Here is a 17496-nt window from a genome sequence, read left to right as displayed (position 1 = left end):
CCGGCCCCAGCGCGCCGGCCGCCGGCCGGCCCCAGCGCGCCGGCCGCCGCCCGGCGTCCGCGTCCGGCGCTCACTCGTTCGCGTAGACGCGCCGCTCGCTCGAATCGAGCCCCAGGTACACGACCCGGCGGTCCAGGCTCGCGCCCCCGCGCTCCGCGTCCTCCGGCGCCGGCCGCCGGTCGGCGGCCTCGTCGCTCCGGCGCAGCGCCTCGTACTCGGCGATCGAGGCGTGGCGGCACCCGTCGAGCGGGGCGTCGATCGCGAGGTCGGCCACGAGCGCGGCGGCCTCCGGCCGGACCCTGCCTGCGAAGAACTCGGCGCAGCAGCCCGACCCGTAGCTGAACAGCCCGACGCGCCGCCCCTCCAGGACGCGCGCCTCCGCGTTGAGCAGCGACGCGAGCGCGAGGTACAGCGAGCCCGTGTAGATATTGCCGATGCGCGCCGGCAAATCGAGCGACGGCTCCACCTCGACGGCGAAGCTCTCGTCGGCGGCCTGCTCGGTCAGGCCGTCCATCAGCCGCCGGTGGCGGTGGGCCTTGCGGGCCATCTTGCCGTAGGGGACGTGGTAGCAGGTGCGCGCGAGCGGCTCGCCGTCGCCCGCGACGCGGCGCCACTCGGCGTAAGCCCCGGCGAGGGCGTCGAGGTAGCACTGCACCGAGAAGTGGCCGTCGACGAGCGCCTCCTTGTGGTGGAGCGGCCGCCAGAAATCGTAGACGTCGCGCGCGTAGGTGCCGGTCTTGCCGACCTCGATCTCGACGAGGCGCGGGCGCTCGCGCACGAGCAGCGCCACGGCGCCGGCGCCCTGGGTCGGCTCGCCCGCCGAGCCGAGCGCGTAGCGCGCCACGTCCGAGCAGACGACGAGGGCGGCGCGGCCGCGGGCCGAGCCGGACGCGATCCAGTCCACCGCGTTCAGCAGGCCGGCGGTGCCCCCGAAGCAGGCGTGCTTGGCCTCGAAGACCCGGCACGCGCTGGGCAGCCCGAGCAGGCCGTGGAGGAAGGAGGCCGCCGGCTTCGAGTGGTCCACGGCGGTCTCGGTGCCCACGACGCAGAGGCCGATGTCCGCGGGGCTCGCGCCCGAGCGCTGGAACAGGCGGCGGGCCGCGTTGGCCCCGAGGGTGATCGGATCCTCGTCGGGCGCAGCGATCGCCATCCGGCGGGTGCCCAGGCCGGTCAGGTACTTGGACGGCGCGACGCCCCGGGCCTCGGCGAGCTCGCTGAGCTCGACGTAGCGACGAGGGACGGCGAGGGCGATCGCATCGATGCCGATCGGGGGAAAGTCATGACGTAGGCTCATCCCTGCATCCTAGGGGCACATTGTGCAGAGACCATCGAGCCCGCGCGGAAGCTCGGAGGAGCGGCACAGGTGATGATGCGGCGCGTCGTGGCGCCGTCGGGGTGCCGCGGGGGCGCCCCGATCCGGCGCCGCGGCGGATGTGACCTGCTGCGGTCCGTGGACCGATGTGCGCTCGCGCGCCCGGACGTGCGTGCTTTGCGCGAACGCGCATGAAGCGGAGCCTCGACCCGGACCGCAGCACATCGGGTCTGGAAGAGCGCGCGGCGCGCCGCGCACAGCACACAACGACCCTCACACGACCCAGCGAGCGAGCAACCAGCGAGAAAAAATCGCGTTCAGGTCAAATTCACCACCACATCTCGTTGCAATTGTGCAATCTGATATGGCGCGTTCTTGCGCCCTAGCGGTCGAGGTTCATGTGAAGCTCTCCCGGTCTACCATGTTGGTTCCGCTTCTTGGGTTGGGTGTTCTGATGATCACCGGCGCCGCGGGGTGCTCCTGCAGCTCCGGAGCGGAAGGCGAGGGCGGCGCGGCGGCTGGAGCGAACGTCGGTGGCGACGGCGGCGCGGGCGGCGGCGCCGGGGGCGCGGGGGGGACCGCTGGCGGCGGCGGCGACGGCGGCGACGACCAGATCGGCGCGGGCTCCGGCCACAACACGGGAGGCGCGCCGCCGGTCACGCCGGACACGGCGTGTGCCGCCACGGTCGCCGAGGCCACGCTCACGAAGCGGCCGGTCGATATCGTGTTCGTCATCGACAACTCGCCCAGCATGGCGAACGAGATCATCAGCGTGCAGAACAACATCAACGAGAGCTTCGCCGCGATCATCGGCGCGAGCGGCATCGACTACCGCGTCATCATGATCTCCGCGCACGGCACCGCGCAGGTCGACGATTCGATCTGCGTCGGCGCCCCGCTCAGCGCGGTGAGCTGCGACCCGGTCCCGGCGGCGCCCGGGAACAACCCGCCCGTCTTCTACCAATACAGCCACGAGATCAGGAGCAACGACGCGCTCTGCGTCCTGCTCGGCAGCTACAACGGCGGCCTGCCCGATCAGCACGGCGTCGCGCCGTCCGGCTGGTCCGAGTGGGTGCGCGAGGACTCGCTCAAGGTGATCACGGTGATCACCGACGATCACGTGGGTTGCCAGTCGACGCACCTCCCGCGCAACATCTATATCGACGACACGAGGCAGCCCCTGAACAATGTCGCCGACGACTTCGAAAAGCTGCTGTTCGGCCTGGAACCGGCGGTCTTCGGCGACGTCACCGCGCGGAACTACGTCTTCCACAGCATCGTCGGGCTCCGCGAGAACACGCCCGCCACGGACGCTTACGGGCCCGACGGCGACGTGGTCGAGGAGATGTGCGGCACCGCCGTGGCGCCGGGCACGGGCTACCAGACGCTCAGCAAGAGGACCGGCGGCCTCAGGTTCCCGCTCTGCCAGACGAGCTCCTATGACATGGTGTTCCAGGCGATCGCCGAGGGCGTCATCACCGGCGCGGTGGTCGAGTGCGAGTTCGCGGTGCCGGACTCGCCGCCGGGGGAGGTCATCGACCTCAAGACCGTGGTCGTCCAGTACACGCCGGGCGAGGGGGGCGACCCGCGGTCGTTCCGTCAGGTGCCGAACGCAGCGGCGTGCGCCGCGGGCTCGTTCTTCATCGAGGACGACATGATCAAGCTCTGCCCCGACGCGTGCCAGGCGGTCCAGGCCGACGCCGGGGCGGCGATCGACGTCCTTTACGGCTGCGATCCCGAAGCGGCGGATTGAGCATGCGCGAGCGGCGGCGGCGCTCGCCAGCGCCGCCGCCCGGTCGGGCGCGCTGCCCTGTGCGCCGTCAGGCGCGAACCCTCACATACAGCAGCGGAAGCCGATGTCCGGGTTTGTGTCGTCGCGCCGGGGCGCGTACGAGCGCGCATCGCACCTGGCCGCCTTGAGCGAGCCCTTCGCGACATCGTCCGCGTCCGGCTCGGACGCCCTCGAGCCGCCGCGGATGAGGCAGTTGCCCTCCGCGTCGCAGGAGTTCTCCCACTCGGCCACGTTGCCGCTCATATGATAGAGGTCCGTCACGCTGCCCTCGCACATCGTCACCGGCGGAATCGGGGTGGGACCCACGGACTTCAGGGCGAACTCGCCGTCGGGATCGTTGACCTTGCACCTCGGCGCGTACGCGTGGCCATAGGGATATTCGTTCACGCCCTGGCCGGAGCACGCGTTGTACCACTCGTTTTGCGCGGCGTTCGCGAGATCGGCGGGCGAGCTCGCTCCACCGCCGATCTTGCCGCAGAGGTGCTTGCCCCGCCACATGCAGTACGCGTAAGCGTCGCACCAGTCGATATAGTTGACGGGCGCTCTCTCCTCGCTGTAGGGCCACCCGTCCGAGGGCTGGTAGATGTTCCCGGAGCACTCGGCCGGCAGGCCGGCGAGCATCGGGCTCGCCCCCAGGAAGGCGTTGTACTCCTTCTTGGTCACCTCGTACTGATCGATGCAGTAGTTCCCTCCGCCCGCCACCGGCGCGATCAACATCCCGTCGGGGCAGGCGCAGAGATGGGTCGTGGTGTTGCAGACGTCCGTCACGCAGTCTTCGCGGCGCGTGCACTGCTGCCCCGCAGGGCACTTGGTGCCGCACACCGTCCCGCCGCAGTCGACGTCGGTCTCCTTGCCGTTCTTCACCCCGTCGCTGCAGCTCTCCGTCTGGCAGATCTGACTGGCGCAGACGCGCTCGCGGCAGTCGGTCGACAGGCGGCATGCCTCGCCGGCCGCGCAGCCGGCGCAGCGCCCGCCGCAATCGACGGCGGTCTCGTCGCCGTTCTTCACCTTGTCGCTGCAGCTCGCCGTCAGGCACTTGCCGCCAACGCAGCTCAGCGACTCGCAATCCGAGCCCACCGCGCAGTCCAGGAGGTCCGCGCAGGGAGGGCACGCCGGGTTGCCGTCGCGCGGCGCCGCGCCGCCGCCGCAGTCGATGCTGGTCTCGTCGCCGTCCTTCACGCCGTTGTCGCACCGCGCCTCCGCGCACGTGGGCCCGCCGCCGGCCGCGCTCTCCTCGCAACGCCGTGAGATGCAGTCCGTCGGCGCAGCGCACGCCTCGCCCGCGGGGCAGGGATCGCAGTCGCCGCCGCCGCAGTCGATGCTGGTCTCGCCGCCGTCCTTCACGCCGTTGGTACAGCCCGGCGAGGGCTCAGCGCCGCCCGCGCCCTGTCCGCCGGTGCCGCCGCCCTGTCCGCCGGCGCCGCCGCCGTCTCCGCCGGTGCCGCTGCCCTGCCCGGCGGTGCCGCCGGTGCCCGTCGTGACGCTGCCCGTGGGGAGGTTTCCTTGGGTCGGAGGCCGGCCCCCATCATTGCTGCTGCTGCACGAGACGGCCACGGCGAGGGCCGCGAGAGGAATCAGAACGACAGACGACCGGATCATGGAGCTGCCTCCCTGCATTCAATCACGAGGTCAGAGGAAGACGCCCAGCTTACTTGCGATATCGGCTGTCCAGCGCGACAAAACACCGGTCGGCGGGCCGAAGTCACCGCCGGATACGTGCTTCCCCGTGCGCCGCGGACGCCTTTCTCCACGAGACCGCAGGCGCTCCACGGCCGCAGGCGCCTCAGCGAGCGGCCTCGTCCAGCCACTCGTGCGCGAGCGCGAGGATCCGCGCGTGATCCGGCACGTCGCTCAGGAAGCGCTCGCGCCAGACCGGATCGCCGATCCTCCCGGCCCGCACGAGCAGCCCATTGCGGGCCAGCGCGATGGCGCCCTTGGCCTCGGCCGCCTGGCCGGTCGCCGAGAGCGCCTCGGCGTGGACCAGGCGCACCAGGAAGCCCTCCTCCTCGCGGCGGTCCGACTCGAGCAGCGACAGCGCCTCGGTCGTGGCCGCGAGCGCCTCCCCGGCGCGCCCGAGCTCGAGCAGGGCGCGCGCGCGGGTCGCGATCGCCGCAGGGAGCCGCTCGGGCACGTCCCGCGCGAGCGCCTCGGCCGCCCGCGACTCCACCTCGGCGAGCGCGGGCTCGCCCGCGAGGAGCAGCACGCGCGCGAGCTGGAGCCGGCTCTCGCACTCCCGGCGCCGGTCGCCGCGGCGCTCCAGCGCCTCGATCGAGCTCCGCAGGGCCGCCTTGGCGGCGTCGACCTGGCCCGAGTGGGCCAGCGCGAGGCCGAGGTTCTGCAGCGCGTTCGGCACCCGATCGTCGAGCGCCATCCGCTCCGCCTCCTCGAGCCCGGCGCGGAGGACCTCCGCCGCCGCCTCGAAGTACCCGAACTGCACGTAGCACAGGCCCATGTTGAGCCGCGCCCGGCACGCCTCGCGGCGATCGCCGATGCCCTCGAAGGCGGCGAGCGCCGCGCTCATGCTCGCGATGCAGGCGCTCGGATCGCCGTTGTGCTGCCGGAGCAGCCCGTGCAGGTAGAGGAGCTTCGCCTCGATCAGCAGATCCGCGGCCGACGCGTCCTCCGTCGCCTGCTCGACCGCGTCGATCAGCGCGTCGACGCGCGCGTAGCGGCCGCCGAGCAGGAGCACGATCGCCCCCTCGAGCAGGCAGGCGTTCTTCGCGACGCGCGCGCCCTCGAGGGGCTCGGCGTCGAGGACGACCATCATCCAGCGCTCGACGCGCTCGTACTGGCCCTGCTTGTGCCCCGCGCCGGCGAGCTGCGTGAACGCCGAGAACCAGGCCACGGAGCCGGGCGCGAGGTGCTGCGTCGCCTCGAGCCCGCGCTGCTCGGCGAGGGCGGGCTCCCCGCGCCAGAGCTGCGCCTCGGCCTCGACCAGGCGGAGCGCGCCCACCGCGGCCTCCCCGGGCCCGCAGGCGATGCCGCGCTCGGCGCACGCGATCGCCGCGGCGAGGTCGTTGCCCCGCAGCGCCTTGTCGGCCGCGCGCAGGTACCACTCGGCGGCCTTCTCGGGCTCCTCGCCGCGCTCGAAGTGCTCGGCGAGGACCCGCGGATCGCCCTCGCCGGCCGCCTCGAGGAAGCCGCCCGCGAGCGCGTGGCCGATGCGGAGGTCGCGCGCGGTCAGCATGCCGTAGGCGGCCTCGCGCACGAGCGCGTGGCGGAAGCAGTACTCCGCGTCGTCGCGCTGCCGCCCCTCGCCCCGCCGCACGATCACCTCGCGACGGAGCAGCTCCGAGAGGAGCGGCGCGATGTCGACGCTCCCGAGCAGCGCGGCGACCGCGCTCGCCCGGAACGTCTCGCCGAAGATGCTCGCCGCCCTGAGGAGCCGCCGCGCCTCGGCGTCGAGCGTCTCCAGCCGCGCCTGCACCATGGCCACCACCGTCTCCGGCTGGCCCTCGCTCTTGCCCTCCGCGGCGGCGCGGATCTGCTCCTCGAGGAAGAACGCGTTGCCGTCCGCGCGCTCGACGAGGCGCGCCACGAGGTCGTGCCGCGCGTGCGCGCCGAGCGCCTCGCGCACGAGCCGCTCGCTCGCCCGGCGCGGGAGCGGCAAGAGGTGCAGCTCGTGCGCGAGCCGGCCCTCCCAGAGCCCCGGGAAGAGCCGGCGCACGTCGGGCCGCCCGAGCGCCAGCACGAGCAGCGGCGCGTCCTTGAGCTTCCGCAGCGCCCCTTCCACCATCGTGACGGTGGGGAGATCGCCCCACTGCAGGTCCTCGAGCACGAGGAGCACGGGCCCCGCGCGGCACGCCGCCCCGAGGAAGGCCTCCCAGGCGAGGCGGAGCTGGTCGCCCATCAGCACGGCGTCGCGCCGCGCGAGCCTGAGCTGCACGTCGTGCTCGTCGGGGAACGGCGCGCCGACGAGCTCGCCGAGGAACGGCGCGACGCGGGCGGCGTCGAGGCCGTCGTGCTGCTCCGCGCGGCTCCGGATCTTGCGCTGCCGCGCCTCGAGCGGCTCGCCGTCGGCGATGCCGAGGGCGTGGCGGAGGGCGCTCGCGAGCAGGCCGAAGGCCGAGCCCGCGCCCATGGGGTCGCCCTGGCCGATCCAGATCTCGATCCGGTCGCCGCGCTCGCGGAGCTTGCGGATGAGCTCCTGGCGCAGGCGCGACTTGCCCATGCCCGCCTCGGCGGTCACGAGCACGGCGCCGGCGGCGCCCTCGTCGATGCAGCGATCGACCTCCGCGAGGAGCATCGCGAGCTCGCGCTCGCGGCCGACGTACGTGGTCGGCCTGCCGAGCAGCTGCGCGGTGCGCTCGTCGCGCGCGCCGTGGAGGACGCGGCCGGCGGCGTCCTCGGCGACGTCGAAGCGGGCGCCGATGAGGGCCGCGGTCACCTCGTCGATGCGGACGCCCGCGAGGGGGAAGCGGCCGTCGTCGGCCGCGAGCATCTGGAAGGCGCGGTCGATGAGCTCGCCGACGGGCACGCGCGCCGAGAGCTCCGCCCGGCCGGTGGCGAGCGCGACGGGCGCGCCGCCGAGCAGCTCCTTCAGCGCGAGGGCGCACCGGGCGGCGCGCGCCGCGAGGTCGGTCGGCGTGCCCGCGCCCGACAGCACGATGAGCGGCGAGCGGCCCTCGACGAGCTCGAGCTCGCCGCGGTACTGCTCGGCCACGTCGTGCAGCTGCCAGAGCTGCGCGCGGCGCGGCTCCTCGGCGCCGTCGCCCTCGGCGGGGGGCTCGCGGGTGACCACGAGGCACATCACGCGCCGCTCGCCGGCCGTGAGCTCCACGGCCCGCGGCGGGAAGGAGCGCGGCCCCCCGAGGTTGCCCTCGGGCGCGTCGATCCTGGCGAGCTCGGCCGCGACGCCGTCGCCGTCGGCGGGCCGATCCTGCGGCGATTTCGCGAGCATGCGGGCGACGAGGTCGTCGAGCGCGGCCGGGGTGCCGGGCCGGAGCTCGCGCACGCGGGGCGGGTCCTCGAGGAGGACCTTCATCAGCACGGCGAGGCCGGCGTTCCCCTGGAAGGCGGGGCGGCCGGTGAGGCAGCGGTAGAGGATGCACCCGAGCGCGAACACGTCGACGCGGGCGTCGGCGCTGAGCTCGCCGCGGGCCTGCTCGGGGGCCATGTACCCGGGCGTGCCGAGGACGAGGCCGGCGGCCGTGAGCGGCTCGTCGGTGGCGGCGCGCGCGAGGCCGAAGTCGATGAGGCTCGCGCGGTCGAGCGCGCCGTCCTGGAGCAGCAGGTTGCTCGGCTTCAGGTCGCGGTGGACGAGGCCGAGCCTGTGGATCTCGCCGAGGGTCGTCGCGACGCGCAGGCCGAGCTCCAGGGTCTCCTCGAGGGTGAGGCCCTGGCGCGTGAGGCGGTCGGAGAGCGTCTCGCCGTCGAGCCACTCCATGGCGAGGTACGGCTGCCCCCACGCGGTCGTGCCGTGCGCGACGTAGCGCACGACGCCGGGCACGCGCGCCGCCGCGAGCGCCTGCGCCTCGCGCGCGAAGCGGCCGAGGTGCGGGGCGCCCTCGGTGGTCAGGAGCTTGATGGCGACGGCCTCGCCGGTCTCTCGATCGCGGGCGCGGTAGACGGCGCCCATGCCGCCGGAGGCCGCCAGGTGCTCGATGCAGAAGCGGCCGTCGATGATGTCTCCTGCCTGCATCGCTCACCGAGCGCCCCGGGAGGGTGCTCACCGGCGGCCAGACTGCCAGCGAGGCAAGCTCTGCGTCCAGTGCTCATTCCGCGCCGCGCGGGCCCGCGCCCGGGCCGGCGTACGTCTCGGGGGGGAAAGCCGACCGGGGCGGCCGAGCGCGCATGTGCGGGCGCGCGCTGGAAATGTCATCGAAACAGAGCGCAGGGCAGGGGAGCCGCGGGGCAGGTGGGGTGAGCGCGGCAGGCGGGTGAGCGCGGCAGGCGGGGTGAGCGCGGCACGCGCGCACAGGCGGCCTCGCGGCGCTGGTGGAGGGGTTGCCACGCGGCGCCTCGAACGCGAAGAAGGTGGGGTGGCGAGAGGAGCGATCATGGCGACCATGACTCAGTTGCGTGAGCAGACGACCAGGGACGGCAGGCCAGGGCCCGAGGCGCAACCCATCCTGCGCCAGCGCGGGGAGGAGATTCAGCCGTACGGGGCGCTGGCGCGCTATCCGCTCGGGCTCGGCGACGACGTGCGCGCGGCGAGCGTCAAGGCGCTCAATCAGATCCTGAGCGACACGATGGTGCTGCGCGACATGTACAAGAAGCACCACTGGCAGGTATCCGGGGCGACGTTCTATTCGCTGCACCTCCTGCTCGACAAGCACTACGAGGAGCAGGCCAAGCTCGTCGACGACCTGGCCGAGCGGGTGCAGACGCTCGGGGGGATCGCGATCGCGATGGCGCACGACGTCGCGGAGATGTCGAAGATCGAGCGGCCGCCGCGGGGGCGCGAGGAGGTGCCGGTGCAGATCTCGCGGCTGCTCGAGGCGCACGAGCAGATCTTGATCGAGGCGCGCGAGGCGGCGGGCAAGGCGGCGGAGGGCGGCGACGACGGGACGAACGACCTGCTCGTGAGCCAGATTGTCCGCGTCAACGAGATGCAGGTGTGGTTCCTGTCCGAGCACCTCGTGGACACGCCGCTCGTCCGGGCGCGGTAGGCGGCGGGGCGATACCGCCCTGAGCGCGGCCGGGGGTGGCCGGGGTAACCGGGGTGGATGAGGCCGTCGGATCGCCGCCGGGCGCGCGGTCTTGCGCCGTGATCGGCGGTGCGCGATGCTCTCCCGATGCAATTCATCGAGGTGCTCGAGAGCGGCGGTGTCGCCGAGGTCGTGCTCGACCGACCCAAGGTCAACGCGATGAGCCAGGCGGTGCTCCGCGAGATGGCCGACGTCTTCCGGCGGCTCGCGGAGGACGACGCCGTGCGCGGCGTCCTCGTCCGCGGCGCCGGCAAGTGCCTGTCCGCGGGGCTCGATTTGCGCGAGGTCGCGTCGCTCGATCGAGCGCGGCTCGCGGGCTTCCTCGACGATTTCGACGCCGCCTTCGGCGCCGCGTTCCGCTTCCCGAAGCCCTTCGCCGCCGCCGTGCACGGCCACGCGCTCGCGGGCGGCGCGGTGCTCGCGATGTGCGCCGACTACATCGCGCTCGGCGACGGCGATTCCAAGTTCGGGCTCCCCGAGCTCGTCGTGGGGATCCCGTTCCCGCGCGTCGCCTTCGAGATCGTGCGCGCCGCCTGCCCCACCCGCGCGTTTCGGCGGCTCGTCTTCGGGGCGGACAGCCATTCTCCGGCGGAGGTGTTCGAGATGGGCGTCGGCGACTCGCTCTCCAAGGAGCCGCTCGAGGACGCGCGCCGCTGGCTCGCCACGGCGTGCAGCCGCCCCGCGGCGGCGTTCCGGTTCGTCAAGGCGAGCCACCGCAAGGAGGCGTGGGAGCGGATCGCGGCGCCGCTGCCCGAGGAGCGGGAGGCCTTCGTCGAGGCGCTGCTCTCCGCGAAGCAGGCGTTTTCGGCGCCGCTCGCGGGGTGAGGTAGGCAGGGGCCGGGGGCTTCGCCGGCGTGTCCGGTCGCGCGGCCACGGTCGGCAGGTGCGGGGACCAGCAGGATCGACCTTGCGGACGCCACGTTCCTGGGATGCTTAGCCCCATGGGCCGCAATCAGGTAAACCGAGCGGCGTTGGTGGGCGCCGTCGCGACGGCGCTGATGCACCTGCCGTTCTTGCGCGGATATGGCTACTTCCGCGATGAGCTCTATTATTTGGCCTGCGCCCGGGAGCTCGACTTCGGCTACGTCGACCATCCGCCGCTCTCGATCGCGCTGTTGTGGCTCGTGAGCCGCACGCTGGGCGAATCGGTGACAGCCTTGCGATGGGTGCCCGCGCTGGCGCATGCGCTCACCGTGGCGATCGCGGCGTGTACGGCGCGCGCTCTGGGGGGCGGGCGCGCGGCGCAGGCGCTCGCCATGCTGACGACCGCGCTCGCGCCCGTGTACCTGGGGCTCAGCTCATTTTACTCCATGAACGCGCTGGATCTGGCGCTCTGGGGCGCCAGCGCCTGGTTCTTCGTGCGCGTGCTTCAAGAGGGCGACTCCAGATCTTGGGTGGCGCTCGGCGCGACGCTCGGGCTCGCGCTGCTCAACAAGCTCGGCGCGCTCTGGCTGATCGCGGGCATGGGCGGCGGCCTCCTGCTGACGCGCCGAGATCTGCTGCGAACACGCGCGCCTTGGCTGACGCTCCTCGGCGCGCTGGCGTGCGGCGTGCCGTACCTGCTCTGGCAAATGAAGCATGGCTGGCCCACGGCCGCGTTCTTGCGAGGGGCCACCCAGTCAAAAATGGCGGAGGTGTCCTGGGCTGGCTTCTCGTTCGAGCAGATCGAAATGATGCATCCGCTGTATGCGCCGATCTGGCTGGCCGGTCTCGGCTATTTCTGGATTGCTTCGAGGGGTCGGCTGCGTCCGGTGTCCATCGCGTATCTGGCAATCTTTGCGCTGCTCGCCCTGAGCGGAAAGAGCCGTGCGAGCTACCTGGCTCCGTATTACACGGTGCTGCTCGCGGCGGGCTCGGTCGCGGTGGACGGCCTCCGTCAACGCTGGGCGAAGCCGCTGGTCATCGTCGCGGTCGCGCTCGGCGGAATCGCGACGGCGCCCCTGGCGTTGCCGATCCTGTCGGTGCACCGCTACCTCGCGTACGCGAGAGCTCTTGGCGTCGCCCCGGCCACCGAAGAGAAGAAACAAGTGGGAGCGCTCCCGCAGCTGTACGCGGACATGCACGGCTGGGACGCGGTGGTCGCGGCGGTCGCCCGCGCTTACGCCACGCTCGAGCCCGAAGAGCGCTCGCGGGCCGGCATCTTCACGGCCAACTACGGCGAGGCCGGTGCCGTCGATCTTCTGGGGCCGAGCCGAGGTTTGCCGCGGGCCATCAGCGGTCACAACAATTACGGGCTCTGGGGCCCGCGCGGTGCGAGCGGAGATGTGCTTTTGGTCGTCGTCTCTCCGCGTCATCGAGGGCGGCTCGAGGTGCTCTTCGAAGAGGTCACGCCGGTCACTCCATTGGACTGCGGATGGTGCATGCCTTACGAGGCGGAGTCCTGGGTGTACCGCTGCCGGAGACCCCGCGTGTCCTTGGCGGCAGCTTGGCCGCGCCTGATCCATTACGAGTGAGCGGCGCTCGCCGAGCGCTTCGTCCAGGATGCGCCTGGTCGTGCGGCGATCCGGGCGGGCGCGGCTACCCCTCGTCCCTGAGCCCACGGGCGCGCCGTTCGCGGGCACGACCCTCGTCTAGCCAGCACCGGGCGTACACATACAGGGCGAGCGGGAGCCCGATGTGCACCCACGAGTATGTGTGCGGCTCCGACGGCGCGGAGAGGGCGGCGGCGATCAGAGCGCCACCGGAGGCGAAGATTCCCAGGGTTCGCGGGATCGGGTGCATGCCGTCCTCCGGTCAGAAGAAGGCGCACATGAGCGTGAGTGTACCGAAGCCTACATCCGACCAGCGGTTGCAATGCCTCTCGGCGCGCGGGTTCGTTGCCCTGGGGCAGATCTTGCGGGTGGCGATGAGGGTCGAGCCCAGGATGAAGGCTGCACACCCAAGCGAAAACGGACTCCACCGCTGCTGAGTCGCTTCGATCGGCTCGTCGCCCGCAGAGGCTGGCACGGCGTTGCCCGCGGCGGCCTCGGCGCCGCCGAGAGACGCGGCGCAGGGCATGTCCGTGAAGGCGCCCGGATCCAGTGGGTTGTAGATGCGGATCAGCGCCTCGGGACGGTCCGCGCAGGCTGCCGCGAGTTCAGGCCGCCCGGCATCGAGGATTTGCGGAATGACGCTCTCGGTCGTCGTCTCTTCGTCGAGGCTTACCTCGAAGCTTCGCAGCGCTGGGGGAACGTCCTCCGCGCCGCCGCTCTCGGCTCCCACGTCGCTCGGTTCGTCTGGTGCTCCGCAGGCCGACGCCCCCATGAGCGCGGCCAGGGTCAGGCCGAGCCTGGTGTGCATGGTCCACCTCCACGCGACGCATTCCGTCGCGCGCGGGACTTTGTTGCCAGCGGCATGCCAGGGCCGCATAAACCAGCGCGCGCGTGAGCTCAGGGCAGGGTGAAGTCGTCGAGCTCGTCCCGTTGGCCGAGGTCATCGTGACCATCGCCAAGAACGAAGGGCGCGCCCCGAGCGCCGTCCTACGGGAGTCGCCGCCATGGCGAAGGCTGAGGGCGGCGGGCCTGGTCGGAACCGTTCCCGGTTCCCGAGAGGCAGCTGGGAGCCTGGTCGGAACCGTTCCCGGTTCCCGAGGGGCAAGCTGGGAGCCTGGTCGGAACCGTTCCCGGTTCCCGAGGGGCAGCTGGGAGCCTGGTCGGAACCGTTTCCGGTTCCCGAGGGGCAAGCTGGGAGCCTGGCCCGAACCGTTCCCGGTTCCCGAGGGGCAGCTGGGAGCCTGGTCGGAACCGTTTCCGGTTCCCGAGGGGCAAGCTGGGAGTCTGGCCCGAACCGTTCCCGGTTCCCGAGGGGCAGCTGGGAGCCTGGCCCGAACCGTTCCCGGTGCCCAGGGCGAGCTGAGCTGCCCAGTCCTGGCCGCCTGCACGGCCAGCAGAGCAGCCAGGGCTCGCTGTGCGCGCCCGCATCCCAGGCCGCCGGCTCACCCGCAGGGCGCGCAGCCTCCGCCGCAATCCACGCCGGTCTCGCCGGCGTTCATCACCCCGTCGGCGCACGAGGCCTGCTGGCACTCGCCCGCCCAGCAGACGCCGCTCTCGCAGCTCGCGCCCGTCCTGCAGCCTTGACCCGCCGCGCAGGGCTGGCAGGGGAACACCCCGCAGTCGACCCCCGTTTCATCCCCGTTCTGCGCGCCGTCCTCGCACGTCGGCGCAGCACAGCGACCTCCGTCGCACACCTTGTCCTCGCAATCTGCGCTGTTCCCGCAGGCTTCACCGGCAGCGCAGGGGCGGCACGGACCGCCGCAGTCCCTCGCGGTCTCCCCGAGCGCGACATCGACGACGTTGTTCATGCAATGGGAGGGCACACATAGCACGCCGTCGCACGCCAGGTTGTTGCGGCAGTCGTTCATGGTCACGTCGCCGCTGTAGCAAGCCACGCACGTGCCCACATGGCACATCCTCTGTTGCTCGTCCGGACACTCCGCGCCTTCGGTCAGGGGCTTGTTGACCGGCCCGCCCTCGCCGCAGCTATCATACGTACACTGCTCGCCGTCGTCGTAGACGTCGGACGGGTCCTCGAGCTCGATGAGCTCGCCAGTGACCGTGCACTCCACCCGCCGGCAATCTCCCTTTCGCTGCGAGGCGACCGGCCCGGGGCGGATCTCCACGGTGCACGCGCCCTCGACGCACCGCCCGGCCCCGCACGCGCGGCTCGGCGGCCCAGGGCACTCCGCGTCGCTCTTGCAGCCAGCGTCGACGCCGCCGTCGGGCGTGCACCCCTCGGTGCCTGGAGCGCACTCCTGGCAGGGCCTGCACGCGACGGGGCAATCCGGATCGCTCGCCTCGCTGGGAAGGCAACAGATATGCTTGTCCGGATCGACGCACTGGCAACGATCACCGACGCAAGTCGCTCCGGGGATGTCCTGGTACTCTGTGTGACAGTCGGCGTCGTCCTCGCAGTAGCCTCCCAGAGAAGGAGAATCCCCGGCACAAGAGCCCACGAACCACGCGGCGCCAGCGAGCACCGGCGCGGCAAGCACCACGCGGCGAAATAGCATATTCATGCGAACAGAGCCTCCGGGCACGACCCTTCGCTCGCCGGCACAGCGGCCAGCGAGGGTCGCGGACTGCCCTCTACACGGCTCCTCCTATACAGCACCGGAGTCGTAGAAGCGCGTAAGAAATCGACAGAAAGCCCTGCTAAAGGCTGGAAATGTCGAGGGCGTCAACGGAACGTGCTGGAACGCGCGTCGGGCCAGCTTGCCCCGCACTCGTACCAGTCCGCGTTGCACGGCGGCACCGGCTCCTTCGGCTCCGGTGGAGCCGGCACCGGCGCCGCCGCCGTCGCGGGGGCCGTCGGCTCCGGACTCGCCCGGAGCGCGGGCCTCGGGCGGAGGGGGCGTTTCCTCGGGACAGCGTCCTGCTCCCCGGGACCCGGCGCAGCGCGCGCAGCCAGCACGAGGACGCGCGGAAGCCGCGCGACGGTCGGCGGGCGCGCCGCAGGCGGCGAGCCGAGATGGAGCCACACGACGAGCGCTGCCGCCGTCGCCGCGAGGACCAGGCCGCCTGCTCCCACCGTGAGCGCAATCCGAGTCCGCCTCCCGGGAGGCGAAGGTGGGCTGTTCACCTGCGCGCCGGGCGCCGGCGCAGTGTCGGTCGAGGTCGAGATCGAGATCGAGGAGGAAACGTCACCCGGCCGCTCCGTCACCTCCTCGCTCGCCGGCTCGGGCCGCCGGTCGTGCGGCGTCGCGCCCCCAGACCGCGGGCCAGGCTCGCCCGAGGGCCGCGCCAACCCGTCGGACAGCGACGCCGGACGCTGCGATCTCCCGCCGCGCGACGCCATCGACGCGCGGCGCACCCCGGGGCCGGCCCCCTGGTCGACCTCGCCTTGCCAGCGACACCAGCCCTCGAGCGCGCCGTGCAGCGCCGCGATGAGCTCCGCCATGTCGCGGTACCGGGCCTCCGGGGGCCTCTCGGTCGCGCGCCTCACGACAGCCGCGACAAGCGGCGGCAAGGGGACGAAGGTCTCGAGCGGCAGCGGCGTGGTGTTCAGGATGCAGCGGACGAGCTCCTCCGGCGCCCGCTCCGCGAACGGCCGACGCAGCCCGATGAGCTCGTAGAGCACGAGGCCCAGCGCGTGGACGTCGGTCCGCTCGTCCAGGACCGCGGGCTCGGCGAGCTGCTCGGGCGCCCGGTAAGCCGGCGCCTCCGCCGCGTCCGCCGCGCTCAGCCCGAAGAGCTGCGCGAGACCCAGGCCGGTGAGCTTGAAGGAGCCGTCGTCGAGCAGGATCACGCGCTCCGGGCAGAGGTCCCCATGGAAGACCCCCGCGGCGTGCGCAACCTTCAGGACCTCGGCGACCTCGGCGACCTGCGAGAGCGCCCACGGCGGCGTGATGCTCCCGGGGCGCTCCTCGAGGAGGGCGCGCAGCGACCGACCGTCGTACCGCTCCGTCGCCGCCCAGCAGAACGAGTCCCCGAGGCCGCCGTCGAGGACCAGCGGGACCTCCTCGATGCGCCGGCTCACGGCGCGCAGCCGCTCGAGACCGTCGCGGAACCCGCCGGGCACCGCCTCGCTCAGGTAGAGCAGCGCGTCCCTGCCCTCGCGATCGACGGCGGCATGGACGTCCACATGGCCGAGGTCCTCCAGCCGCTCGACGATCCGGTATCCCAGCCCAGACCCATCTACCACGCCGCCTCCAGGTGGAGCCGCGTCCCCACCGCGGTCAACCTCGCGCCGCCGCTCCTCGGGGTACTCCGAGGGTAGAAGGCGTAGAACAGCGTCGCCGTGGCCAGGAGCGCGCCGGCCGTCAGCGCGACCGCGGCGCGCTCCTGGGCGAGCTCCATCGCGCTGTAGGCGCGCTGCGCGCGCTGGAGCTCCAGGCCGGCGATCCGGTAGCCTCCGTGGTTGCGCTCGAGCAGGTCGTCGAACCTGCGCTCGTGCTCGCCCGACTTCGCGAGCAGCACCGCGCCGAGCGTGACGCACCCGGCGGACGCGACGGTGCCCAGCAGGACGAGCCCCGGCGCGGGCCCCGCGCCCTGCTCGGCCCGCGCCGGCGGGCGCGGCGCCGGTGGACGCGGCGCCGCCGCGCCCGGCTCGACCCGCGCCGGCGGGCGCGGCGCTGCCGCTCCGGTGTCCGCCGGCGCGGTGGGATCGAGGACGACCTGGCGCGCGTCCCCCGCGCGCACCTCCACGGCGGCCTCCTGCGCCGCCTCGCCGAGCGCCGCCCGGACGCGGTGCGAGCCGGGCGCGACGAACACCGCGCGGCCGAGCGGCGCCCGCCCCACGGGCCGGCCGTCGACCGACACCTCCGCGCCCCGGGGCACGGCGAAGGTCAACGCGCCGACCGCCTGCTTCGCCCGCGCGAGATCCAGCGCTCGGCTCTGGTACCGCTCACGCGCGCCGGCGTCCGCCGGCGCCGGCGTCCTCTCCAGACACGCCGTGAGAAACTCGGCGGCCCTGGGCATGTCCCCGATCCGGAACGAGAGCTGCCCGACGTTGCACGCCGCCTTCTCCGACGGTTCGAGCTGCCACAGCTGCAACCACAGGTCCCGCGCCTCCGCGAGCTGGCCCTCCGCGACGGCCCGGTCGGCCGAGCGCTGGAGTCGAGCCTTGGGTCCGCCCGGGGGGGCGTCCGCGCGAGCGGCCAAAGGCACGAGGACCAGCGCCAGGGAGAGCAGCGATCGAACGAGCGCTCGCGAGGGCGTGAGGTTCACCAGCAGCTACATACCAAAAACAGATCACGCCGAGGGGAGCTTGCAAGGGATCATCAAAAACATTGGATGAGTGGCAATTGGGGCCGCTTCGACGTAATG

Annotated in this window: 11 protein-coding genes; 4 read left to right on the top strand and 7 right to left on the bottom strand. The window is 72.7% G+C overall.

Going from position 1 to position 17496, the window contains the following annotated elements; translation table 11 throughout:
• Positions 1-70 precede the first annotated feature (70 nt).
• Positions 71-1294, bottom strand: a complete 1224-nt coding sequence (locus WMF20_RS36935; protein ID WP_437606475.1) for a hydroxymethylglutaryl-CoA synthase family protein — start codon at positions 1292-1294, stop codon at positions 71-73.
• 472 nt (positions 1295-1766) lie between these two features.
• On the opposite strand from WMF20_RS36935, the gene WMF20_RS36930 reads away from it, so the two are divergent.
• Complete coding sequence (locus WMF20_RS36930) at positions 1767-3065, top strand: hypothetical protein (protein ID WP_437606474.1); 1299 nt, start codon at positions 1767-1769, stop codon at positions 3063-3065.
• An 81-nt stretch (positions 3066-3146) separates the two neighbouring features.
• Here the strand turns inward: WMF20_RS36930 and WMF20_RS36925 are convergent, their stop codons facing one another.
• Both WMF20_RS36925 and WMF20_RS36920 read right to left on the bottom strand, forming a co-directional pair.
• Entirely contained in the window at positions 3147-4703 is a 1557-nt protein-coding gene (locus WMF20_RS36925) for a formylglycine-generating enzyme family protein (RefSeq protein ID WP_437606473.1), read from the bottom strand.
• A 184-nt stretch (positions 4704-4887) separates the two neighbouring features.
• The gene (locus WMF20_RS36920) at positions 4888-8745 is read right to left on the bottom strand and encodes a serine/threonine-protein kinase (protein ID WP_437606472.1); all 3858 of its coding nucleotides are present in this window, start codon (positions 8743-8745) and stop codon (positions 4888-4890) included.
• A 358-nt stretch (positions 8746-9103) separates the two neighbouring features.
• Between WMF20_RS36920 and WMF20_RS36915 the strand changes: the two genes are divergently transcribed.
• The 3 genes from WMF20_RS36915 (at position 9104) to WMF20_RS36905 (ending at position 12207) form a co-directional block, all read left to right on the top strand.
• On the top strand, positions 9104-9715 hold the full coding sequence (locus WMF20_RS36915) for a Dps family protein (protein ID WP_437606471.1): 612 nt from the start codon (positions 9104-9106) through the stop codon (positions 9713-9715).
• A gap of 126 nt (positions 9716-9841) precedes the next feature.
• A complete protein-coding gene (locus WMF20_RS36910; protein ID WP_437606470.1) occupies positions 9842-10579 on the top strand; it encodes an enoyl-CoA hydratase/isomerase family protein in 738 nt (245 codons plus the stop codon).
• Positions 10580-10695: 116 nt separating this feature from the next.
• Positions 10696-12207 (top strand): ArnT family glycosyltransferase, encoded by a 1512-nt coding sequence (locus WMF20_RS36905; protein WP_437606469.1) that lies wholly within the window; start codon positions 10696-10698, stop codon positions 12205-12207.
• Between the two features lie 280 nt (positions 12208-12487).
• Here the strand turns inward: WMF20_RS36905 and WMF20_RS36900 are convergent, their stop codons facing one another.
• From WMF20_RS36900 to WMF20_RS36885, 4 genes are all read right to left on the bottom strand, one after another.
• The gene (locus WMF20_RS36900; RefSeq protein ID WP_437606467.1) at positions 12488-13033 is read right to left on the bottom strand and encodes a hypothetical protein; all 546 of its coding nucleotides are present in this window, start codon (positions 13031-13033) and stop codon (positions 12488-12490) included.
• Between the two features lie 634 nt (positions 13034-13667).
• A complete protein-coding gene (locus WMF20_RS36895; protein WP_437606466.1) occupies positions 13668-14747 on the bottom strand; it encodes a hypothetical protein in 1080 nt (359 codons plus the stop codon).
• Positions 14748-14908: 161 nt separating this feature from the next.
• On the bottom strand, positions 14909-16372 hold the full coding sequence (locus tag WMF20_RS36890) for a serine/threonine protein kinase (RefSeq protein ID WP_437606465.1): 1464 nt from the start codon (positions 16370-16372) through the stop codon (positions 14909-14911).
• Positions 16366-17397, bottom strand: a complete 1032-nt coding sequence (locus WMF20_RS36885) for a hypothetical protein (protein WP_437606464.1) — start codon at positions 17395-17397, stop codon at positions 16366-16368. The genes WMF20_RS36890 and WMF20_RS36885 overlap by 7 nt, the downstream gene beginning before the upstream one ends.
• Between the last annotated feature and the right edge of the window lie 99 nt (positions 17398-17496).

The organism is Sorangium sp. So ce834, from assembly GCF_051521425.1.
GTDB lineage: Bacteria > Myxococcota_A > Polyangia > Polyangiales > Polyangiaceae > Sorangium > Sorangium cellulosum_D.
Note: the sequence above shows the minus strand (reverse complement) of the source record. Positions and strands in the feature narration are given on the sequence as shown.

Bases quoted from the DNA above. Each gene is read 5' to 3' on its own strand.
- WMF20_RS36900 (WP_437606467.1), bottom strand. From the start codon at position 13,033: ATGCACACCAGGCTCGGCCTGACCCTGGCCGCGCTCATGGGGGCGTCG.
- WMF20_RS36930 (WP_437606474.1), top strand. From the start codon at position 1,767: ATGATCACCGGCGCCGCGGGGTGCTCCTGCAGCTCCGGAGCGGAAGGC.
- WMF20_RS36905 (WP_437606469.1), top strand. From the start codon at position 10,696: ATGGGCCGCAATCAGGTAAACCGAGCGGCGTTGGTGGGCGCCGTCGCG.
- WMF20_RS36895 (WP_437606466.1), bottom strand. From the start codon at position 14,747: ATGAATATGCTATTTCGCCGCGTGGTGCTTGCCGCGCCGGTGCTCGCT.
- WMF20_RS36915 (WP_437606471.1), top strand. From the start codon at position 9,104: ATGGCGACCATGACTCAGTTGCGTGAGCAGACGACCAGGGACGGCAGG.
- WMF20_RS36920 (WP_437606472.1), bottom strand. From the start codon at position 8,745: ATGCAGGCAGGAGACATCATCGACGGCCGCTTCTGCATCGAGCACCTG.
- WMF20_RS36925 (WP_437606473.1), bottom strand. From the start codon at position 4,703: ATGATCCGGTCGTCTGTCGTTCTGATTCCTCTCGCGGCCCTCGCCGTG.
- WMF20_RS36910 (WP_437606470.1), top strand. From the start codon at position 9,842: ATGCAATTCATCGAGGTGCTCGAGAGCGGCGGTGTCGCCGAGGTCGTG.
- WMF20_RS36935 (WP_437606475.1), bottom strand. From the start codon at position 1,294: ATGAGCCTACGTCATGACTTTCCCCCGATCGGCATCGATGCGATCGCC.